Source organism: Ensifer sp. VA4, from assembly GCF_055710065.1.
This window is the reverse complement of sequence record NZ_JBVQPO010000004.1, coordinates 116,487-133,175: the sequence shown is the minus strand read 5'-3', so window position 1 is coordinate 133,175 and position 16,689 is coordinate 116,487. Positions and strand designations below refer to the sequence as shown.

Annotated in this window: 12 protein-coding genes; 4 read left to right on the top strand and 8 right to left on the bottom strand. The window is 63.8% G+C overall.

Annotated elements, in window-relative coordinates:
* Positions 1-164 precede the first annotated feature (164 nt).
* A complete protein-coding gene (locus tag AC0C6X_RS07805; protein ID WP_173517909.1) occupies positions 165-1,229 on the top strand; it encodes a LacI family transcriptional regulator in 1,065 nt (354 codons plus the stop codon).
* A 99-nt stretch (positions 1,230-1,328) separates the two neighbouring features.
* Here AC0C6X_RS07805 and AC0C6X_RS07800 read toward each other — a convergent pair whose 3' ends face one another.
* The 5 genes from AC0C6X_RS07800 to AC0C6X_RS07780 are packed head-to-tail and all read right to left on the bottom strand — an operon-like array spanning position 1,329 to position 7,271.
* Complete coding sequence (locus AC0C6X_RS07800; RefSeq protein WP_472952422.1) at positions 1,329-2,837, bottom strand: aldehyde dehydrogenase family protein; 1,509 nt, start codon at positions 2,835-2,837, stop codon at positions 1,329-1,331.
* Positions 2,837-3,616, bottom strand: a complete 780-nt coding sequence (locus AC0C6X_RS07795; RefSeq protein ID WP_472952421.1) for an enoyl-CoA hydratase/isomerase family protein — start codon at positions 3,614-3,616, stop codon at positions 2,837-2,839. Before AC0C6X_RS07795 ends, AC0C6X_RS07800 begins: the two co-directional genes overlap by 1 nt.
* Entirely contained in the window at positions 3,609-5,228 is a 1,620-nt protein-coding gene (locus AC0C6X_RS07790; protein ID WP_472952419.1) for an acyl CoA:acetate/3-ketoacid CoA transferase, read from the bottom strand. The genes AC0C6X_RS07795 and AC0C6X_RS07790 overlap by 8 nt, the downstream gene beginning before the upstream one ends.
* A 4-nt stretch (positions 5,229-5,232) precedes the next feature.
* On the bottom strand, positions 5,233-6,234 hold the full coding sequence (locus AC0C6X_RS07785; RefSeq protein ID WP_472952416.1) for a Gfo/Idh/MocA family protein: 1,002 nt from the start codon (positions 6,232-6,234) through the stop codon (positions 5,233-5,235).
* Positions 6,231-7,271 carry a LacI family DNA-binding transcriptional regulator gene (locus tag AC0C6X_RS07780; protein ID WP_173517914.1) on the bottom strand — a complete coding sequence of 347 codons (1,041 nt, stop codon included), beginning with the start codon at positions 7,269-7,271 and terminating at the stop codon, positions 6,231-6,233. Before AC0C6X_RS07780 ends, AC0C6X_RS07785 begins: the two co-directional genes overlap by 4 nt.
* Positions 7,272-7,567: 296 nt before the next feature.
* On the opposite strand from AC0C6X_RS07780, the gene AC0C6X_RS07775 reads away from it, so the two are divergent.
* Positions 7,568-8,740 (top strand): dihydrodipicolinate synthase family protein, encoded by a 1,173-nt coding sequence (locus AC0C6X_RS07775; RefSeq protein WP_472952414.1) that lies wholly within the window; start codon positions 7,568-7,570, stop codon positions 8,738-8,740.
* A gap of 153 nt (positions 8,741-8,893) precedes the next feature.
* Here AC0C6X_RS07775 and AC0C6X_RS07770 read toward each other — a convergent pair whose 3' ends face one another.
* Together AC0C6X_RS07770 and AC0C6X_RS07765 are read right to left on the bottom strand one after the other, a co-directional pair.
* On the bottom strand, positions 8,894-10,957 hold the full coding sequence (locus tag AC0C6X_RS07770) for a M3 family metallopeptidase (protein WP_472952412.1): 2,064 nt from the start codon (positions 10,955-10,957) through the stop codon (positions 8,894-8,896).
* Between the two features lie 104 nt (positions 10,958-11,061).
* Entirely contained in the window at positions 11,062-11,703 is a 642-nt protein-coding gene (locus AC0C6X_RS07765; RefSeq protein WP_173517917.1) for a LysE family translocator, read from the bottom strand.
* Between the two features lie 552 nt (positions 11,704-12,255).
* Here AC0C6X_RS07765 and leuB point away from each other — a divergent pair.
* Positions 12,256-13,368, top strand: a complete 1,113-nt coding sequence (gene leuB, locus AC0C6X_RS07760) for a 3-isopropylmalate dehydrogenase (protein WP_173517918.1) — start codon at positions 12,256-12,258, stop codon at positions 13,366-13,368.
* A gap of 202 nt (positions 13,369-13,570) precedes the next feature.
* Positions 13,571-14,260, top strand: coding sequence for a phosphatase PAP2 family protein (locus AC0C6X_RS07755; protein WP_472952409.1), 690 nt, complete (start codon positions 13,571-13,573; stop codon positions 14,258-14,260).
* Between the two features lie 113 nt (positions 14,261-14,373).
* On the opposite strand, the gene AC0C6X_RS07750 is transcribed toward AC0C6X_RS07755, so the two are convergent.
* Entirely contained in the window at positions 14,374-16,263 is a 1,890-nt protein-coding gene (locus tag AC0C6X_RS07750) for an MFS transporter (RefSeq protein ID WP_173517920.1), read from the bottom strand.
* Positions 16,264-16,689 lie beyond the last annotated feature (426 nt).

Genomic DNA, 16,689 nt, shown 5'->3' with positions numbered 1-16,689 from the left:
TTCGGAACTGTTTGAATTTACTGAATTATACAGCACACACCGGCTATTGCAGCGCAGCAAATCATGCCGCAATGCGAGATTTAAAACGTTTTCATGATTCGATTGCCTAAGCGTTCGCTCCACGTTACAAAACCCGCTCTCACCCGCTTTCAGGATGACTAGCATTGGCCGATCCCTCCAAGCCCGCCCATCACGAAGACAGTGGCGCTGCCGCCAAGCGCAGCAAGCCGACCCTTCGGACCATCGCGGAAATCACCGGCCTTGCGGTCACCACCGTTTCGCGCGCCCTCTCCGATGCGCCGCAGATCTCCATCGAAACCCGCAAGCGGGTGCGCGAGGTCGCCGATCAGATCGGCTATTCGCCTGACCGGGCCGCCCAGCGCCTGAAAACCGGTCGCACCAATGTCATCGGCGTGCTGCTCGACCCGCACGAGGAAATCCTCGGCTACGGCACCTCGATCATGAGCGGCATCGCCAAGGCGTTGCAGGGCACCGCCTATCACCTGATCGTCATGCCGAACTTCCTCAACTCGACCAATGTCCAGGCGGTGCACTACATTACCCGCAACGGCATGGCCGACGGCCTGATCTTCTCGCGCACGGAACCGCTCGATCCGCGCGTCCGGCTCCTGTCCGATCTCGGCTTTCCCTTCGTCACCCATGGACGCACGGAACTTTCGACCCCACACCCCTATGTCGACTACGACAACTTCACCTTTGCCTATCAGGCGACGAAACGCCTGATCGCCAAGGGCAGACGCAAGCCCGCGCTGATCAGCGGCCCGGCTGACTTCACCTTTTCCGGCCATCTGCAGCACGGCTTCATGACCGCCGTGCGTGAGGCCGGCTGCGCCTACGAGATCCTCTCCGGCATCGACCTCGACAGTCCCGCAGGCGCGATCCGCGACCGAATCCGCCAGCGCTACGCCGAGCCCGATCCGCCCGACAGCTTCATGTGCGGCGGCGAGGTCTGTGCATTGGCGACCATCACCGGCATGAGCGATTGCGGCCTGACACTCGGCCGCGAATACGACATCGTCGCAAAGCAGACCTCGCATCTTCTCAGCGCCATCCAGCCGCAAGTCGAGACGATCTACGAGGACCTGACGGCGACCGGCGAGGACATGGGCAGGGTGCTGCTGCAGAAGATCGGCGGCGAGAGCGACGTCAGCAAGCTGCAACTGCTGCTCTGTCCGCAGATCCCGTCGAGCTTCGGCGCGGCCGACTGAGCGGACGGAACGGGCGCTTAAGGCGGCGTCGCGTGACGCTGCCTCCTGCTGCCGTATTCCCTCCCTGGTCCGCATGTCCTCGTCTCCCCTGTTCCAGCCTCAGCGCGGCATCCACCAGCCGGTGCGCGGCCCCATATGCATGTTGAGCGTCTTGGTCTCGGTGTAGTCCTCGACCGCATGGCGGCCGAGCTCGCGGCCGAGACCGGACTGGCGGTAGCCACCGAAGGGCAGTTCCGACGCACCGTCCATGAAGGTGTTCATCCAGATCGTGCCGGCCCGCACGCAGCGACCGATCGTCAGGCAGGTGTCGAAGTCGCGGCTCCAGACGCCGGCCGAAAGGCCATAGTCGATCGCATTGGCGATCCGGATCGCTTCTTCCGTCGTCTCGAAGGTCAGCACCGAAAGAACCGGGCCGAACACCTCTTCGCGCGCCACTGCCATGTCAGGGCGCACGGCCGAAAGGATCGTCGGCGCCATGAACTGGCCCATGCCGAGATCGAGCGCCGTGCCGCCATGGGCGACCGCAGCGCCGTCCCTGGAAGCGGCAGAAACATAGCCGACGATCTTTTCCAGATGCTGCGGCGTGATGATCGCACCGATCTGGGTTTCCGGGTCGAGCGGATCGCCGACCTTCACCTTGGCCGAAAGCGCGGCGATGCGCCGCGTCACCTCGTCGGCGATATCGCGATGCAGGATCAGCCGCGAGCCGGCATTGCAGCATTCGCCGGCATTGAAATAGGCGCCGAAGACAGCCGCATCGATGAACTCATCGAGATTGGCGTCCGGAAAGACGATCTGCGGGTTCTTGCCGCCGAGTTCCAGCGAGACCTTCTTCAGCGTCTGCGCCGCACTCGCCATGGTCAGCCGGCCGACGCCGGTCGAACCGGTGAAGGACACCATGTCGACATCCGGGTGGCTGGTCATCGGCGCACCGACCTCGGGCCCCGTACCGGTGATGATGTTGACGACACCGGCGGGAACACCGGCCGCTTCGAGGATTTCGCCGAGCAGCAGCGTTGAGGCGGACGTCAGCTCCGACGGCTTGACCACCGTGGTGCAGCCGGCAGCAAGCGCAAAGGGCAGCTTCTGGCTGACGATCAGGAAGGGGAAATTCCAGGGCGTGATGATCGAGACGACGCCGACCGCTTCGCGCAGCACGACGCCAAGCGTGCCGTCGCCGAGCGTGTTGTAGCTTTCGCCATGCAGGTCGCGGGCAAGTGCTGCGGCATAGCGCCAGATATCGGCGGCACCGCCGAGTTCGCCCTTTGCCTGGCTGATCGGCTTGCCGGATTCGATCGCATCGAGATAGGCGAGTTCATCGGCCCGTTCGGCGATGATGTCGGCGGCACGCAAAAGCACCAGCGAGCGCTGCGACGCGGTCATGCGCGGCCAGGCGCCTTCATCGAAGGCGCGGCGCGCGGCGGCAATCGCCTTCTCGGCGTCTGCCTTGGTGCCGGCCTGATAGCGGCTGACGACGACGCCGTGACCGGGCGCCACGCGTTCGATCGTGCGTCCTTCGGCGCTGTCCACCCATTTGCCGTCGATCAGCATCTGGAAGGCGCGCACCTTGTGACCTTCGATCGGCTTGGGTTTCACGAGCACGGTCATTACCATTCTCCCTTGAATTGGGCTTCACGCTTTTCGGAGAAGGCGGCGACACCTTCCTTGAGGTCGCCGGTCTTGGCGACGAGGATGGAGCCGAGCGCCTCGACCGCGGCGCCATTGTCTTCGCCATTTGCCGAAGCGATCATTAGTTTCGAAATCTCCAGCGCCGCAGGCCCGCGCTTGGCGACCCGCACCGCATAGTCGCGGGCGGCAGCAAGGACCGTGCCGGTTTCGACCACGGCATCGACCAGGCCTTCGGAAAGAGCCGCCTCGGCCGTGAACATCTCGCCGCCGAGCACCATGCGCCTGACAATCTGGGCACCGAAGCGGGAAACCAGGCGCTGCGTACCGGACCAGCCCGGCACCATGCCGAGGCTCGTCTCCGGCAGGCCGATCTTGATCTGCGCCTCGGCAAGGCGGATGTCAGCGGCGGCCGCAAGCTCCAGCCCGCCACCGAGCGCATGACCGTTGAGCGCGGCGATGACCGGCATGCGCAGCGTCGCCAGCCGCTCGAAGACGCGGTGACCGAAACGCACCCAGTCATGACCGAAGGCGGGCGCGTCCATGCCGCCCCAGGCCTTGATGTCGCCGCCGGCGGAGAATGCCTTGCCTTCGCCGGTGAGAATGACGGCGCGGATGTTGCGATCGGCCTCGACCGTATCGCAGGCGGATGCCAGCGCCTTCAGCATATCGATGTCGAAGGCGTTGAGCTTTTCCGGACGGGCGACCGTCATGGTCGCGATCGCTCCATCCACCTCGATGCGGATACGGCCCTCAGCCACGCGCGCCTCCCTCAAGCCGGCGTGCCGGCTTCTTCGGCAACTCGAGTCCGATCGGAGCTTCCCGGAACAGGGAGGCATCCATCGTCTTCAGATTGTCGGAAACGAGCAGCGAGAACTCGGACTGGTCGAGAATATGCGCCTGCAGATCGACGCCCGGCGCGATCTCCGTCAGCATGACGCCCTGAGGCGTCAGCTTCATCACGCAGCGTTCCGTCACATAGGTGATGTCCTGGCCCTGCTCTACGCCACGACGGCCGGAGAAGGTGACGTGCTCGACCTCGTTGACCAGCTTCTTCAGCCTGCCTTCCTTCTCGATCACCAGCCTGCCATCGGCGACCGCAAGCTTGGCGCCCGCATTGAACATGCCGGAGAAGACGATCTTCTTCGCCCGCGCGGTGATGTCGACGAAGCCGCCGGCGCCCGCCGTCACATGCGGGCGGAAGGAGAGCTTCGAGACATTGACCGAGCCGTTGCGGTCGATCTCGAGGAAGGAGAGCAGCGAGGCATCGAAGCCGGCGCCCTGGAAATAGGTGAACTGGTAGGGCGAAGGCATGAATGCATCGGCATTCGAGGCGCAGCCAAAAGCGAGATCGAGCAGCGGCACGCCGCCGACGGCGCCCTGCTCGATCACCCACGTAACGGCACCATGCAACCCCTCTTCGAGCAGGATGCGCGGCACGTTGGCCGAAATGCCGAAGCCGAGATTGACGGCGCTGCCGGCCTCGAGTTCCTGCGCCACCCGACGGGCAATCACCTTCTGGATGTTGAACTCCGGGACGCGGAAACTGTCGAGCGGCCGGAAGATCTCGCCGGAGATTGCCGGGTCGTAAAGCGTCTGGGTCGTCTGCTTCTGGTCGGGATCGACGATGACATAATCCACCAGGACGCCCGGCACGCGCACGTCGTGGGGCTTCAGCGATCCTTCCTTGGTGATGCGCTTGACCTGGGCAATGACAATGCCGCCATTGTTGCGGGCGGCGAGCGCCTGGTCGAGACCGCCGAGATAGGCGCCCTCGTGCTCGTAGGTGAGGTTGCCGCGCTCGTCGGCGGTCGTGGCGCGGATGATCGCCACCTCAGGCGCGATCGCCTTGAAATAGAGCCAGTCCTCACCCTCGAACGAGACCTTCTTGACCACCGGCTCGGCGGCGGCCGAAGCATTCATGGCGCAGCCTTCACGCGACGGATCGACGAAGGTGTCGAGCCCGACCTTGGTCATCACGCCCGGCCGCTTGGCCGCAGCTTCACGGTGCATGTCGAAGAGGATGCCGGAGGGAATATTGTAGGCAGCCACCTCGTTGGCCCCGATCATCTGCCAGATCATCGGCGGCTCCGCACTCGACGGGCCGGACGGATAGGAGCCGCCGATGATCTTCTTCAAGAGACCCTTCCTAGCGATGTAGTCGACACCCTTGATACCGCTCATGTCGCCGGCGGCAATCGGGTGCAACGTCGTGAGATCGCGCGGATGACCGGTCGTCTCGAAGCGTTCTCCGATCGCCTTCAGCATCAGGTCGGGGCAGCCGAGGCCGCTGGACGAGGAGACGGAAACCACCGCACCGTCCGGGATCAGGGCGGCCGCTTCGGCCGGCGAGATATGCTTGTTCATCGACATAAGTTCAAAGTCCCGTTTCGATCGCCACCGCCTGGCCGGTCGCAGCCGCCTTGGCGACGGCAAGGCCCGTCGCCAGCGACCAGACGCCATCCTCGCCCGTCGCCGAAGGACGGCCTTCGCCTCGGACCGCGGCATGGAAAGCGGAAAGTGCGGTTTCGTAGAGATTGCGCTGGTCGAGCGTGAGTTCCGTCTCACCATCGGCATTGCGCAGCGTCACGGTTCCGACCGGTCGCTGGGTCATGACCTTGCGGCCGATCAGCGACCCCTCGGTGCCGTGCACTTCGAGACCGGTTTCGGCGAAGCGCACGGTGAAGGCATCGTGGAACTGGGCGATGACGCCCGACCGGAAGCGAAGCACGCCCATGACGCCGTCCTCCAGCCCCTCCTTGCCCATGCCGGCGCTGTGGCTGATGGCGACCGCTTCGATCGGGTCGTCGTCGAGGATGAAGCGCAGCGTATCGACATCGTGCACGGTGATGTCGAGAATGACGCCGCCTCCGGCTTCCGGCCTGTCAAGCCGCCAGCCCTGGAGATGCGGCGGCAGATAGACCGCGTGAAAGACCCGGGCGGCGATCGGCCGACCGATTTTTCCTTCGGCGATCGCCTCGCGCATGGCGCGATGGGTGGCGGCATTGCGCAGGTGGTGATTGGTGGCGAGCACGACGCCGGCCTCACACGCCTTCAGCACCATTTCGCAGCCATCATTGAGGTTCATCGCCAGCGGCTTTTCGCAGAGCACGTGTTTGCCGGCGGCGATCGCTGCCAGCGTCTGCTCGCGGTGGAGTTCGTTGGTGGTCGAGACATAGACGGCATCGACATCGGGATCACCGACCAGGTCCGCGACCGAGGTCACCGACTTGGCGATGCCGTTCTCTTCGGCATAGGCGGCACCACGCTCGGCGCTGGTGCTCATGACGGAAACGACTTCACCACCGGCGGCGCGGATCGCGCCGATCACCCATTCGCGCGCAATCGTGCTCGCGCCGATCAGACCCCACCTCGTCATGCCAATGCCTCCCTTTTTCTTTCGACTGCAGCACCGCAGCTCTGGCGGACGACGAGACGCACCGAACCGACGATCGCTTCCGGCTCCGCCTTTCCGGCCTTGATCTGCTTCAGCAGCAATTCGGCGGCCCGCTGGCCCATGCCCTGCGGATCGACGGAAACCGTCGTCAGCGCCGGCACGGCGGTCTTTGCCTCGATCACGTCGTCGAAACCGATGACGGCAAAATCCGCGCCCGGCTCCAGCCGCCGCGCCCTGAGGCCGTCGCAGACACCGAAGGCAACCGCATCGTTGAAGCAGAGCGCTGCCGTCGGCCTGTCAGCGAGCATCATCGCCTGCTCCACCGCCGTCACGCCACCGGCACGCGATGGCGCCGAACCGATGATCAGTGCATCGGAGACCGGAATGCCGGCCTCGATGAGGGCATCGCGATAGCCGCGCATGCGCGCCTCGAAGACGGCAGTATCCGGAAAACCGCCGAGGAAGGCGATGCGCTGGTGACCGCGCTCGATCAAATGCCGCACGGCAGCCATGGCGCCGGCGTGGTTGTCGGAGGTCAGCGACGAAACATGGGCGCCGGCAATGTCACGCACGACCAGAACGACGGGAATGCCGCTGGCGACGAGTGGCGCGAGATCCGCCGCCTCCGTGCCGCGCGCCGGCGACACGATCAGGCCGGAAACACCGTGCTCGCGCATCGATGCCACCACTTCGCGCTGGCGCTCGATCTTCTCGCCGGTATTGGCAAGGAACTGCACGAAACCCGCCGACTGCACGACGGCGTCGACGCCGACAGCGAGCTCCGCAAAGAAGCTGTTGGTGAGGTCGTTGACGACGATGCCGATGATCTTCGACTTCGCCTGGCGAAGATTGGCGGCGCTGCGATTATAGACATAGCCGAGGTCGCGGATCGTGGCATTGACCTTGGCGCGCGTCGCCTCGTTGACGAGCGAGCTGCCCTGAAGAACGAGCGACACGGTCGACTTCGACACGCCGGCGGCGCGTGCAATATCGATGACCGTTACCCTCTCCTTGACCACAGCATCCTCCCGAATTTTCTTATCCGCTTTCCCTTTCATAATTGGAACGTTCCAATTTCGTCAAGAGATGGCGGATCACTTTTTTCCGCCTTGCTCGCTCATAGCATGATTGCTCAGCCTCGTTGATCGATGCAAAGAGAGATTTGGATCAAAATAACATTATGAAAAATAAGGATATACTCGCCGCTTCGTCACCGACGATCTTGCGTGGTCACACACCCAAGAACATTGCCGCTTGCCATTTGGAACGATCCAAAGTATTCCAAGACAAATTTCCGCGGAGGAGACCAACCCCGATGACAAGCCTGACGCTGCCGCGCCAAGACGGCTCGCTTGAACAGTACCACCTGGCGGGAACGCCGATCGCGCGGCCCGGGACGCCGCCGACCTTCAACCGCATTGCCTATGCGGCCGCCCATGTGGTCTCGGATCCGCTTCGCGATCTCGATCCCTGGGGCAGTCCGGCGATCGACTGGGACGCAACGATGGCGTTCCGCCGCCACCTCTGGAGCCTCGGCTTCAAGATCGCCGAGGCGATGGACACTGCCCAGCGCGGCATGGGCCTTGCCTGGCCAGGCGCGCAGGAATTGATCCGCCGCTCGCTTGCCGATGCGCGGCAGGTACCTGGGGCCGACCTTGCCTGCGGCGCCGGCACCGACCATCTGGCGCCCGCCGACACGCGATCGCTGGACGACGTGATCGCCGCCTATGAGGAGCAGGTCGGCTTCGTCGAAGGCGAGGGGGGCAGGGCGATCATGATGGCAAGCCGGGCGCTCGCCCGGGTCGCGCGCTCGGCCGGCGATTATCGCCACGTCTACGGGCACATCCTTCGCCAGACCCGGCACAAGGTCGTGCTGCACTGGCTCGGCGACATGTTCGACCCGCAGCTTAGGGGATATTGGGGCTCTGAGGATTTCGACCAGGCGCTCGATACCGTGCTCTCGATCATCGAGGCCAACTGCGACAAGGTGGAAGGCATCAAGATCTCGCTGCTCGACAACGCCAAGGAAGTGGCGTTGCGCAACCGCCTGCCCGAAGGCGTGCTCTGCTTCACCGGCGACGACTTCAACTATGCGGAACTGATCGAAGGCGACGGCACGAAATATAGTCATGCTTTGCTCGGCATCTTCGACGCGGTGGCGCCCTCCGCCTCCAAGGCGCTCACCGCTCTCGCGAAGGGCGACCTCGCCACCTTCCGCGGCGTGATCGAGCCCACCGTGCCGCTGTCGCGCAAGATCTTCGAAGCACCGACGCAATACTACAAGGCCGGCGTCGTCTTTCTCGCCTGGCTGAACGGTCACCAGCGCCACTTCACCATGCCGGCGGGCATGCAATCCGCCCGCGGGGTGCTGCACTATGCCGACATCTTCCGCCTCGCCGACCGCGCCAATGTGCTCGACCGGCCGGAACTGGCGGCAGAGAGGATGAAAAGCCTGCTATTGACCTTGGGCGTGGACCGGGGCGCGTAAGGAAAATCAGACGGCGCCCCTGTGAGAGCGCCATCTGTCCTTGACTTTGAGCCGGGCAGGGTCCGGCCTCCGGTCGGAACGTGGCTGCCAGGCTCAGCCAGAAGCGGCCGCCGACCGGTCACGCCGGGTGGCGTGACCGGTGATTGGAGCGGTTCAGGCTGCCAGGCCCTTCTTCGCAAGCATCGCGTCCGGGCTTGGCAGCTTGCCGCGGAACGCCTTGTAGGCATCCTCCGGGTCGACCGAGCCGCCGACCGAATAAATGTTGTCCTTGAGGCGAGCGGCCATCACCGGATCGAAGGCGTTGCCGGTCTCCTCGAAGGCCGCGAAGGCATCGGCATCGAGCACTTCCGACCACATGTAGGAATAGTAGCCGGCCGAATAGCCGTCGCCGGAGAAGACATGCAGGAAATGCGGGCTGCGGTGACGCATGACGATCGATCGGGGCATGCCGATCTCATTGAGTTTATTCGCTTCGAGCGCCATCGGCTCCGCGATCGCCTCAGCCGTGTGATAGGCCATGTCGACCAGGGCGGAGGAGGTGAACTCGACGGTGGCAAAGCCGGAGTTGAAGGTCCGGGCTGCCAGCACCTTGTCGAGCAGCGCCTGCGGCATCGGCTCGCCGGTCTGGTAATGCACCGCGTAGCGCTTGAGGATCTCCGGCACCGTCAGCCAGTGTTCGTAGAGCTGCGACGGCAGCTCGACGAAATCGCGTGAGACGCCCGTCCCGGAAACCGAAGGATAGGTGACATTCGACAGCATGCCGTGCAGGGCGTGCCCGAACTCGTGGAAGAGCGTGCGGGCATCGTCGAGCGACAACAGCGCCGGCTTGCCCTCGGCGGGCTTGGCGAAATTGCAGACATTGTAGATGATCGGCAGCTCGCCCTCGGCACCGTTCTTCAGTTTGAGCTTGTGCTGCGACTGGAACGAACTCATCCATGCGCCGGAGCGCTTGGAGGGCCGGGCGAAATAGTCGCCGAGGAAGAGCGCCACCAGCTTGCCCGCCGGATCGCGGATCTCGAAGACACGCACATCGGGATGGTAGGCGGCAACGCCCTTCTTTTCCGTCGCGGTGATGCCGAACAGGCGCTTGGCAACGTCGAAGCAGGCCTCGATGATCTTTTCGAGCTGCAGGTAAGGCTTGAGTTCGCCTTCGGAGAAATTGAACTTCTCGGCCCGGAGCTTCTCGGCGTAGTGGCGCCAGTCCCAGGGCATGACGTCGTGATTGCGGCCCTCGTCGGCAATGAGCCGCGCAAGTTCGGCCTCTTCCTCGCGGGCGCGGGCAACGGCCTTTTCCCAGACCTGCATCAGGAGACCGTTCACCGCGGCCGGCGTCTTCGCCATGGTGTCGTCGAGCTTCAGCGACGCGAAGTTTTCGTAGCCGAGCAGCTTCGCCTTTTCCGCGCGCAGCGCCAGCATCTCGGCGATCAGCCCGCGATTGTCGGTGTCACCGCCGTTCTCGCCGCGCGCAATCCAGGCGCGGAAGGCCTGCTCACGGAGCTCGCGATTGTCCGAGAAGGTCAGGAACGGTTCGATGATCGAGCGCGACAGGGTGACCGCGTATTTTCCCTTCTGACCGCGATCTTCGGCGACCGCCGCCATCGCGTCACGCAGGAAGTCCGGCAGACCGGCGAGCTGCTCCTCGCTCTCCAGGAACAATACCCAGCTCTTTTCGTCGGCAAGCACGTTCTGGCCGAACTTGGCGCCGATGCCGGCGAGCTTCTCGTTGATTCCCGCCAAGCGTTCCTGCTCCGGCTTTTCGAGCTTGGCGCCGGACTTGACGAAACCCTTCCAGTGCCGCTCCAGCACACGCGTCGCTTCGAGATCGAGACCGAGAGCCTGACGTCCCTGCCACAGCGTATCGATGCGCTTGAACAGCGCCGCGTTCATGCCGATCTTCGAATAATGCCGCGACATCTTCGGCGCGATATCCCGTTCCAGGGCCTGGATCGTTTCGTTGGTGTCGGCGCCGGCCTTGTTCCAGAAGATCGAGGACACCCGCGAAAGCCCGTCGCCGGCGATCTCGAGCGCGACGATCGTGTTCTCGAAGGTGGGGGCGGCAGGATTTCCGGCGATCGCGTCAATCTCCGCCTCGTGTTCCCGAAAGGCCGCGTCGAAAGCCGGGGCGAAATCCTCGTCCTTCACCAGATCGAAACGCGGCAGGCCCTCGTGTCCCGTCCACTGCGTGAGTGCGGGGTTGAGCGGGGTGCTGGTGGTCATCAGAAATCCTTTCGCATGCGGTCCGGCTCGGGACCGGGGAGGGGCCGGCGACCTATGACATCAGGAAGCGGCGAAAATGAAGGTGGTTGCCGGTGGGGGCACCGTCAAGGTTTGCGCAGGCCGAGAAGGCCGGGAGCGGCATGCCAGACCGCCTGGACGGCAAAGCCCATGAACAGGAGTCCGGAGAGCCTGACGATCGCCAGTTCGTGGCGGCGATAGAAGCGTCGTACCACCGAGGCCCCGATGATGGCGACCAGGATCAGGTCGGCAACGAGAAAGCCGACCAGCGAAACGCCGAGCAGCGCCGGCAGCGCGTCGAATTCAAGCGCATTGGCGGAGCCGGCAAGCAGGGCCGTGAAGGTTGCGAGCGCGACCGGATATCCCTTGGGATTGGTAAGCCCGAAGATCAAACCGCGTCGCAACGGACGCTCGACCGTCAAAAGCGCCCGATTTTCGCCGGCCGGCCGCGCCCGTAGCGCCGTCCAGCCGATCCAGCCGAGATAGGCACCGCAGAAAAGGCCGAGAATATCGAAGATCGTCGTCCCGACGGAACGGGCGCCGACGATCGCGACCAGCGCCAGGGTCGACCAGAGGATATCGCCAGCCAGATGCCCGCCCATGAATAGGGCGCCTGCCTTGCGCCCCTGGCCGGCACCGATACCGAGCAATGCCAGAAAGGCGGGGCCTGGAATGAGCGTATAAGAGAGGGCGGCGAGAAAGGCTCCGATCAGCAGCGTCTCGGACATGGCATATTCCTGATTGTATCGCCGGCATTCGATCCCGCAGCACCGATTCCGTCAAGAGGAAAGCAAGGCATTCGATGCCAGTCGTTGCACCGGTAGAGCCGGGAACGTGGCCCGCCCGCTCCTCATTTCCCCGCGCGCCATTCCATATGCCGACCGCCAAGGCGGTCACCGTCCGCTGATCAGGCCGACAAAGGTCAGAGCATCGTTGTCGCCTGCGGCATCGCCATTACGGCGCTGATGAGTTTTCGCATGATTGCGCTCCTCTCCCGGGGCTGAGCCTGCCCTCGGACAGGCTCGCACCGGCAGCGTTCCATCTGCCTGCACAACCGCCTGTTTCTCCAGGAATGCGCGGCCACGACGGACGCACAAATCTTTCGTCGCAATGATTTCCCTCGACACGAAGTTGCGCTAGAACGCGGCCTGCAGCGCCGTGTGTCTGTTCAGACGCACGAAGGCCGCGTAGCACTATTTGAAGGGCTGCATGTTTTCCCCTCGGATCGGCCAGGATCTGAGCAAACATGCAGTCAGTTTTCCCCGCGAGAAGGACTATCCATGACTGTGCGCAACCTCTTCCTTCTGCCCGGCGACGGCATCGGCCCGGAAGCCATGGCGGAAGTCCGCAAGATCATCGCCTACATGAATGCCGAGCTTGGCGCCGGCTTCGTGACGGACGAGGGCCTGGTCGGCGGTTCGGCCTATGACGCCCACGGCCAGGCGATCTCGGAGGCGGACATGGCAAAGGCGCTGGCCGCCGATGCGGTGCTGTTCGGCGCCGTCGGCGGCCCGAAGTGGGATGCGGTGCCCTATGAGGTGCGCCCGGAAGCCGGTCTGCTGCGCCTGCGCAAGGACCTCGAGCTCTTCGCCAACCTGCGTCCGGCGATCTGCTATCCGGCGCTCGCCAGCGCCTCGTCGCTGAAGCCCGAGCTCGTCGAAGGCCTCGACATCCTGATCGTGCGCGAGCTCACCGGCGGCGTCTATTTCGGCGAGCCGAAGGAGATCATCGATCTCGGCAACGGCCAGAAGCGCGGCATCGACACCCAGGTCTACGACACCTACGAGATCGAGCGCATCGCCGGCGTCGCCTTCGAGCTCGCCCGCACAAGGCAGAACCGCGTCTGCTCGATGGAGAAGCGCAACGTCATGAAGTCGGGTGTGCTGTGGAACCAGGTGGTGACCGAGACGCACAAGGCGAAATACGCCGACGTCCAGCTCGAGCACATGCTGGCGGATGCCGGCGGCATGCAGCTGGTGCGCCAGCCGAAGCAGTTCGACGTCATCGTCACCGACAACCTGTTCGGCGACATGCTGTCGGACGTGGCGGCGATGCTGACCGGCTCGCTCGGCATGCTGCCGTCGGCCTCGCTCGGCGCCCCGGATGCGGTCAGCGGCAAGCGCAAGGCGCTCTACGAGCCGGTGCATGGCTCGGCCCCGGACATTGCCGGCAAGGGCATTGCCAACCCGATCGCGATGATCGCCTCGTTCGCCATGTGCCTGCGCTACTCCTTCAACCTGGTGAAGGACGCCGACAATCTGGAGAAGGCGATCGCCAACGTGCTCGACCAGGGCATCCGCACCGGCGACATCATGGCCGAAGGTGCGAAGAAGGTCGGCACGACAGAGATGGGCGACGCCATCCTCGCCGAGTTCAAGGCGCTGTCGGCCTGATCAGCGGACGATGCCGCAGGGCGTGGCGTCGGCCCGACGCGCCACCCGACAAACAGACACCTCCGGATGCGCATCCGGAGGTGTCTTGCGTTTAGCGCCTTGAAATTGCCAAAAGATCCGACACATCGAGAGAGATGGGCCGAGAGCCAGTCAAACGCAATGACCGCAGGATTGACGAGAGATGGCGGCTGGACGGAGAGTCATGAAACGACCATTGGTGGCCACCGGATGGATTTTGCTGACGACGATCGTCCTCGTGTTCGCCCTCGTTCCGCTGGACCCGTTTCTGTCCCAAAAGGCGCAAGGCTTGCCGGCCAGCATCGTGGCCTTCAACGAAACGATCACCGACTTCGGTCGCTTCGGCTGGATGATCTATCTTTCCGCCACCGCCCTGGCCGCCGCCTTCGTCGTGCGGCGCGCGGCAAAACAGGAGCCGCTCCAGCGCAAGGCAAGCACCGCCCGCGATCTTGCCGCCTATTTCCTCCTGACGATCGGTACAGCCAGCGCGCTGGTGCACACACTGAAGATTCTCGTCGGCCGAGCGCGGCCGGAACTCTTTACCGAACTCGGCGCCTATAGCCTGACGCCGTTTGCCAACACCAATCTCTACGAGAGTTTTCCCTCCGGCCATTCGACCGCCGCCGGCGCCTTCTTCGGCGTCTTCGCCATGCTGCTGCCGAAGCTGAGGCCGCTGTTTCTGATCCTGGCGCTAATGATCGGCGTCTCCCGCGTCATCGTCGGCGCGCACTATCCAAGCGACGTCGCTGCCGGGCTGCTGCTCGGCCTTTGGACATCGGTGATGATGGCCTTTCTCTTCGCCAGATATGGTCGGCTGTTCCATCTCGGTCCAGGCGGCTGGCCGTTGCTCGGACGCAGCGACCAGGCCAAATAAAAAGCCGGCGCGGAAGGCCGCGCCGGAGTCAGGAGAGCCATGATAGCTCGGGGAAGATCTGGGCAATTCCGGGCGAAACGGGTTTTCCGCCCGGAATTGCGTGATTTCAGCCTCTAATCCATCACGTGGATGTCACGATCCTTCGTTTCCGGCAGGAACAGCAGACCGATCACCAGCGTGATGCCTGCGAATACGATCGGGTACCAGAGGCCGTAGTAGATGTCGCCCTGGGCCGCGCTCATCGCGAAGGCCGTTGCCGGCAGCAGACCGCCAAACCAGCCATTGCCGATGTGGTAAGGCAGCGACATGCCGGTGTAGCGGATGCGGGTCGGGAAGAGTTCGACCAGCAGCGCGGCGATCGGGCCGTAGACCATCGTCACGTAGATGACGAGCACGGTCAGAACGGCGATGATCGTTGTCCAGTTGACGTTGGCGGGATCCGCCACCATCGCGAAGGTGCCGCCGCCGGCGATCGTGTAGACGGCCATTTCGGTGGCAGTGCCGACTTCATCCTTGGTCAACAGCTTGTCAGCGATCAGCTTCTCCGCCGGAACCATGGTCTTTTCGCCGCCGCGGATAGCGGCCGCATCGAGCGACAGTTCCGGGTTGGCCGCGACGAAAGCGTCGAGCTTGGTTTCCGCAACCTTGGCCGCGCCGCGAACCAGCGGATAGCCGGCGCCGTGCAGCGCCATGTTGACCTGCTTTTCAAAGGCGGCGTTCGAAGCCTTGGCCTTATCGCCGGCGGCAATCGCATCGTAGCTGTTGATCGTGGTTTCCCCGACCTTGACCGTTGCGGCCGTGCCGGCGGCTGCGGTCGTAACGACGTCGTAAGGCACGGAGTTCTTGGTCAGGAACGCGGTTGCGATATCGCATGAGGTGGTGAATTTCGCCGTACCGGTCGGGTTGAACTGGAACTTGCAGTCGCCCGGTGCTGCGGTCACGGTGGCGCGGACCGTCGCCTGGGCCTGAGCGAGCGCCGGGTTACCGGCCCAGGTCAGCGCCTTGAACAGCGGGAAGTAGGTGAGCATGGCAAGCAGCAGACCGGCCATGATGATCGGCTTGCGACCGATCTTGTCGGAGAGCCAGCCGAAGAACACGAAGAAGCCGGTACCGATCAGCAGCGAGGCAGCGACCATCAGGTTGGCGGACTGGCCGTCCACCTTGAGCACGCCCGTCAGGAAGAACAACGCGTAGAACTGGCCCGAGTACCATACGACTGCCTGACCGACGACAGCGCCGAACAGCGCCAGAAGCGCGATCTTGGCGTTCTTCCACTGACCGAAGGCTTCCGACAGCGGCGCCTTCGAGCCCTTGCCCTCTTCCTTCATCTTCTTGAAGGCGGGCGATTCGTTCATCTTTAGACGAATCCAGACCGAGACGCCGAGCAGAGCGACCGAGACCAGGAACGGAATGCGCCAGCCCCAGGCGGCAAAGGCTTCCTTGCCGACGGCAAACTGCACGAGCAGGATCACCACCAGCGACAGGAACAGGCCGAGCGTCGCCGTGGTCTGGATCCAGGAGGTGAAATAGCCGCGGCGCCCGTGCGGCGCATGTTCGGCCACATAGGTGGCGGCACCGCCATATTCACCGCCGAGCGCCAGGCCCTGCAGCATGCGCAGGGCGATGAGCAGGATCGGCGCGGTGATGCCGATCGAGGCAGCGCCGGGCAGGACGCCGACGAGGAAAGTCGACAGGCCCATGATCAGGATGGTGACGAGGAAGGTGTATTTGCGGCCGACGAGATCGCCGAGCCGACCGAAGACCAGTGCGCCGAACGGACGCACCAGGAAGCCGGCGGCGAAGGCCAGCAATGCGAAGATGTTGCGTGTCGTTTCCGGGTAGGCACTGAAGAACGTCGCGCCGATGTAGACGGCAAGCGAACCATAGAGATAGAAATCGTACCATTCGAATACGGTACCGAGAGACGAGGCGAAGATGACCTTCTTCTCCTCGCCGGTCATCGGACGGGTTCTTACATCGTCCGCTGTCGCGACATTTGCCATTTCGTTTATCCTCCACTCCAAAACAGTTGTTGGAGCGCCCATTGGCTGGTCCGGCATTCCTCCCTTGAATGTCCAGACGTGGTGCGCCTGATCCCGAGGATGTCAGAAAAGCGCCGCCGCAGGCAGAGATGCTTTCGGCTTATGACTTTCGTCTAATGCGGCGATCGACCGCGGAGGGTCCGGCAAAGACGCCGTAGCGCCGCCATGTCTTGACTCTTCCCCAAAACCGCGTAAGAGCAGCGTCGAACGAGGAAATCACCACCATGCGACCGATCGGTCCAGCCATTGCTGCTTTGATCCTGCCGGCTCTTGCCGCGGGGCAGGATGTCGATTTTTCGTTCGCTTGCAAAACAACGGCCAAAACGACGACGAAAACCGTCTGACGTCTCTGGCCCTCCGCTCTCTCCCCGGTAAGGCCGGGGACCG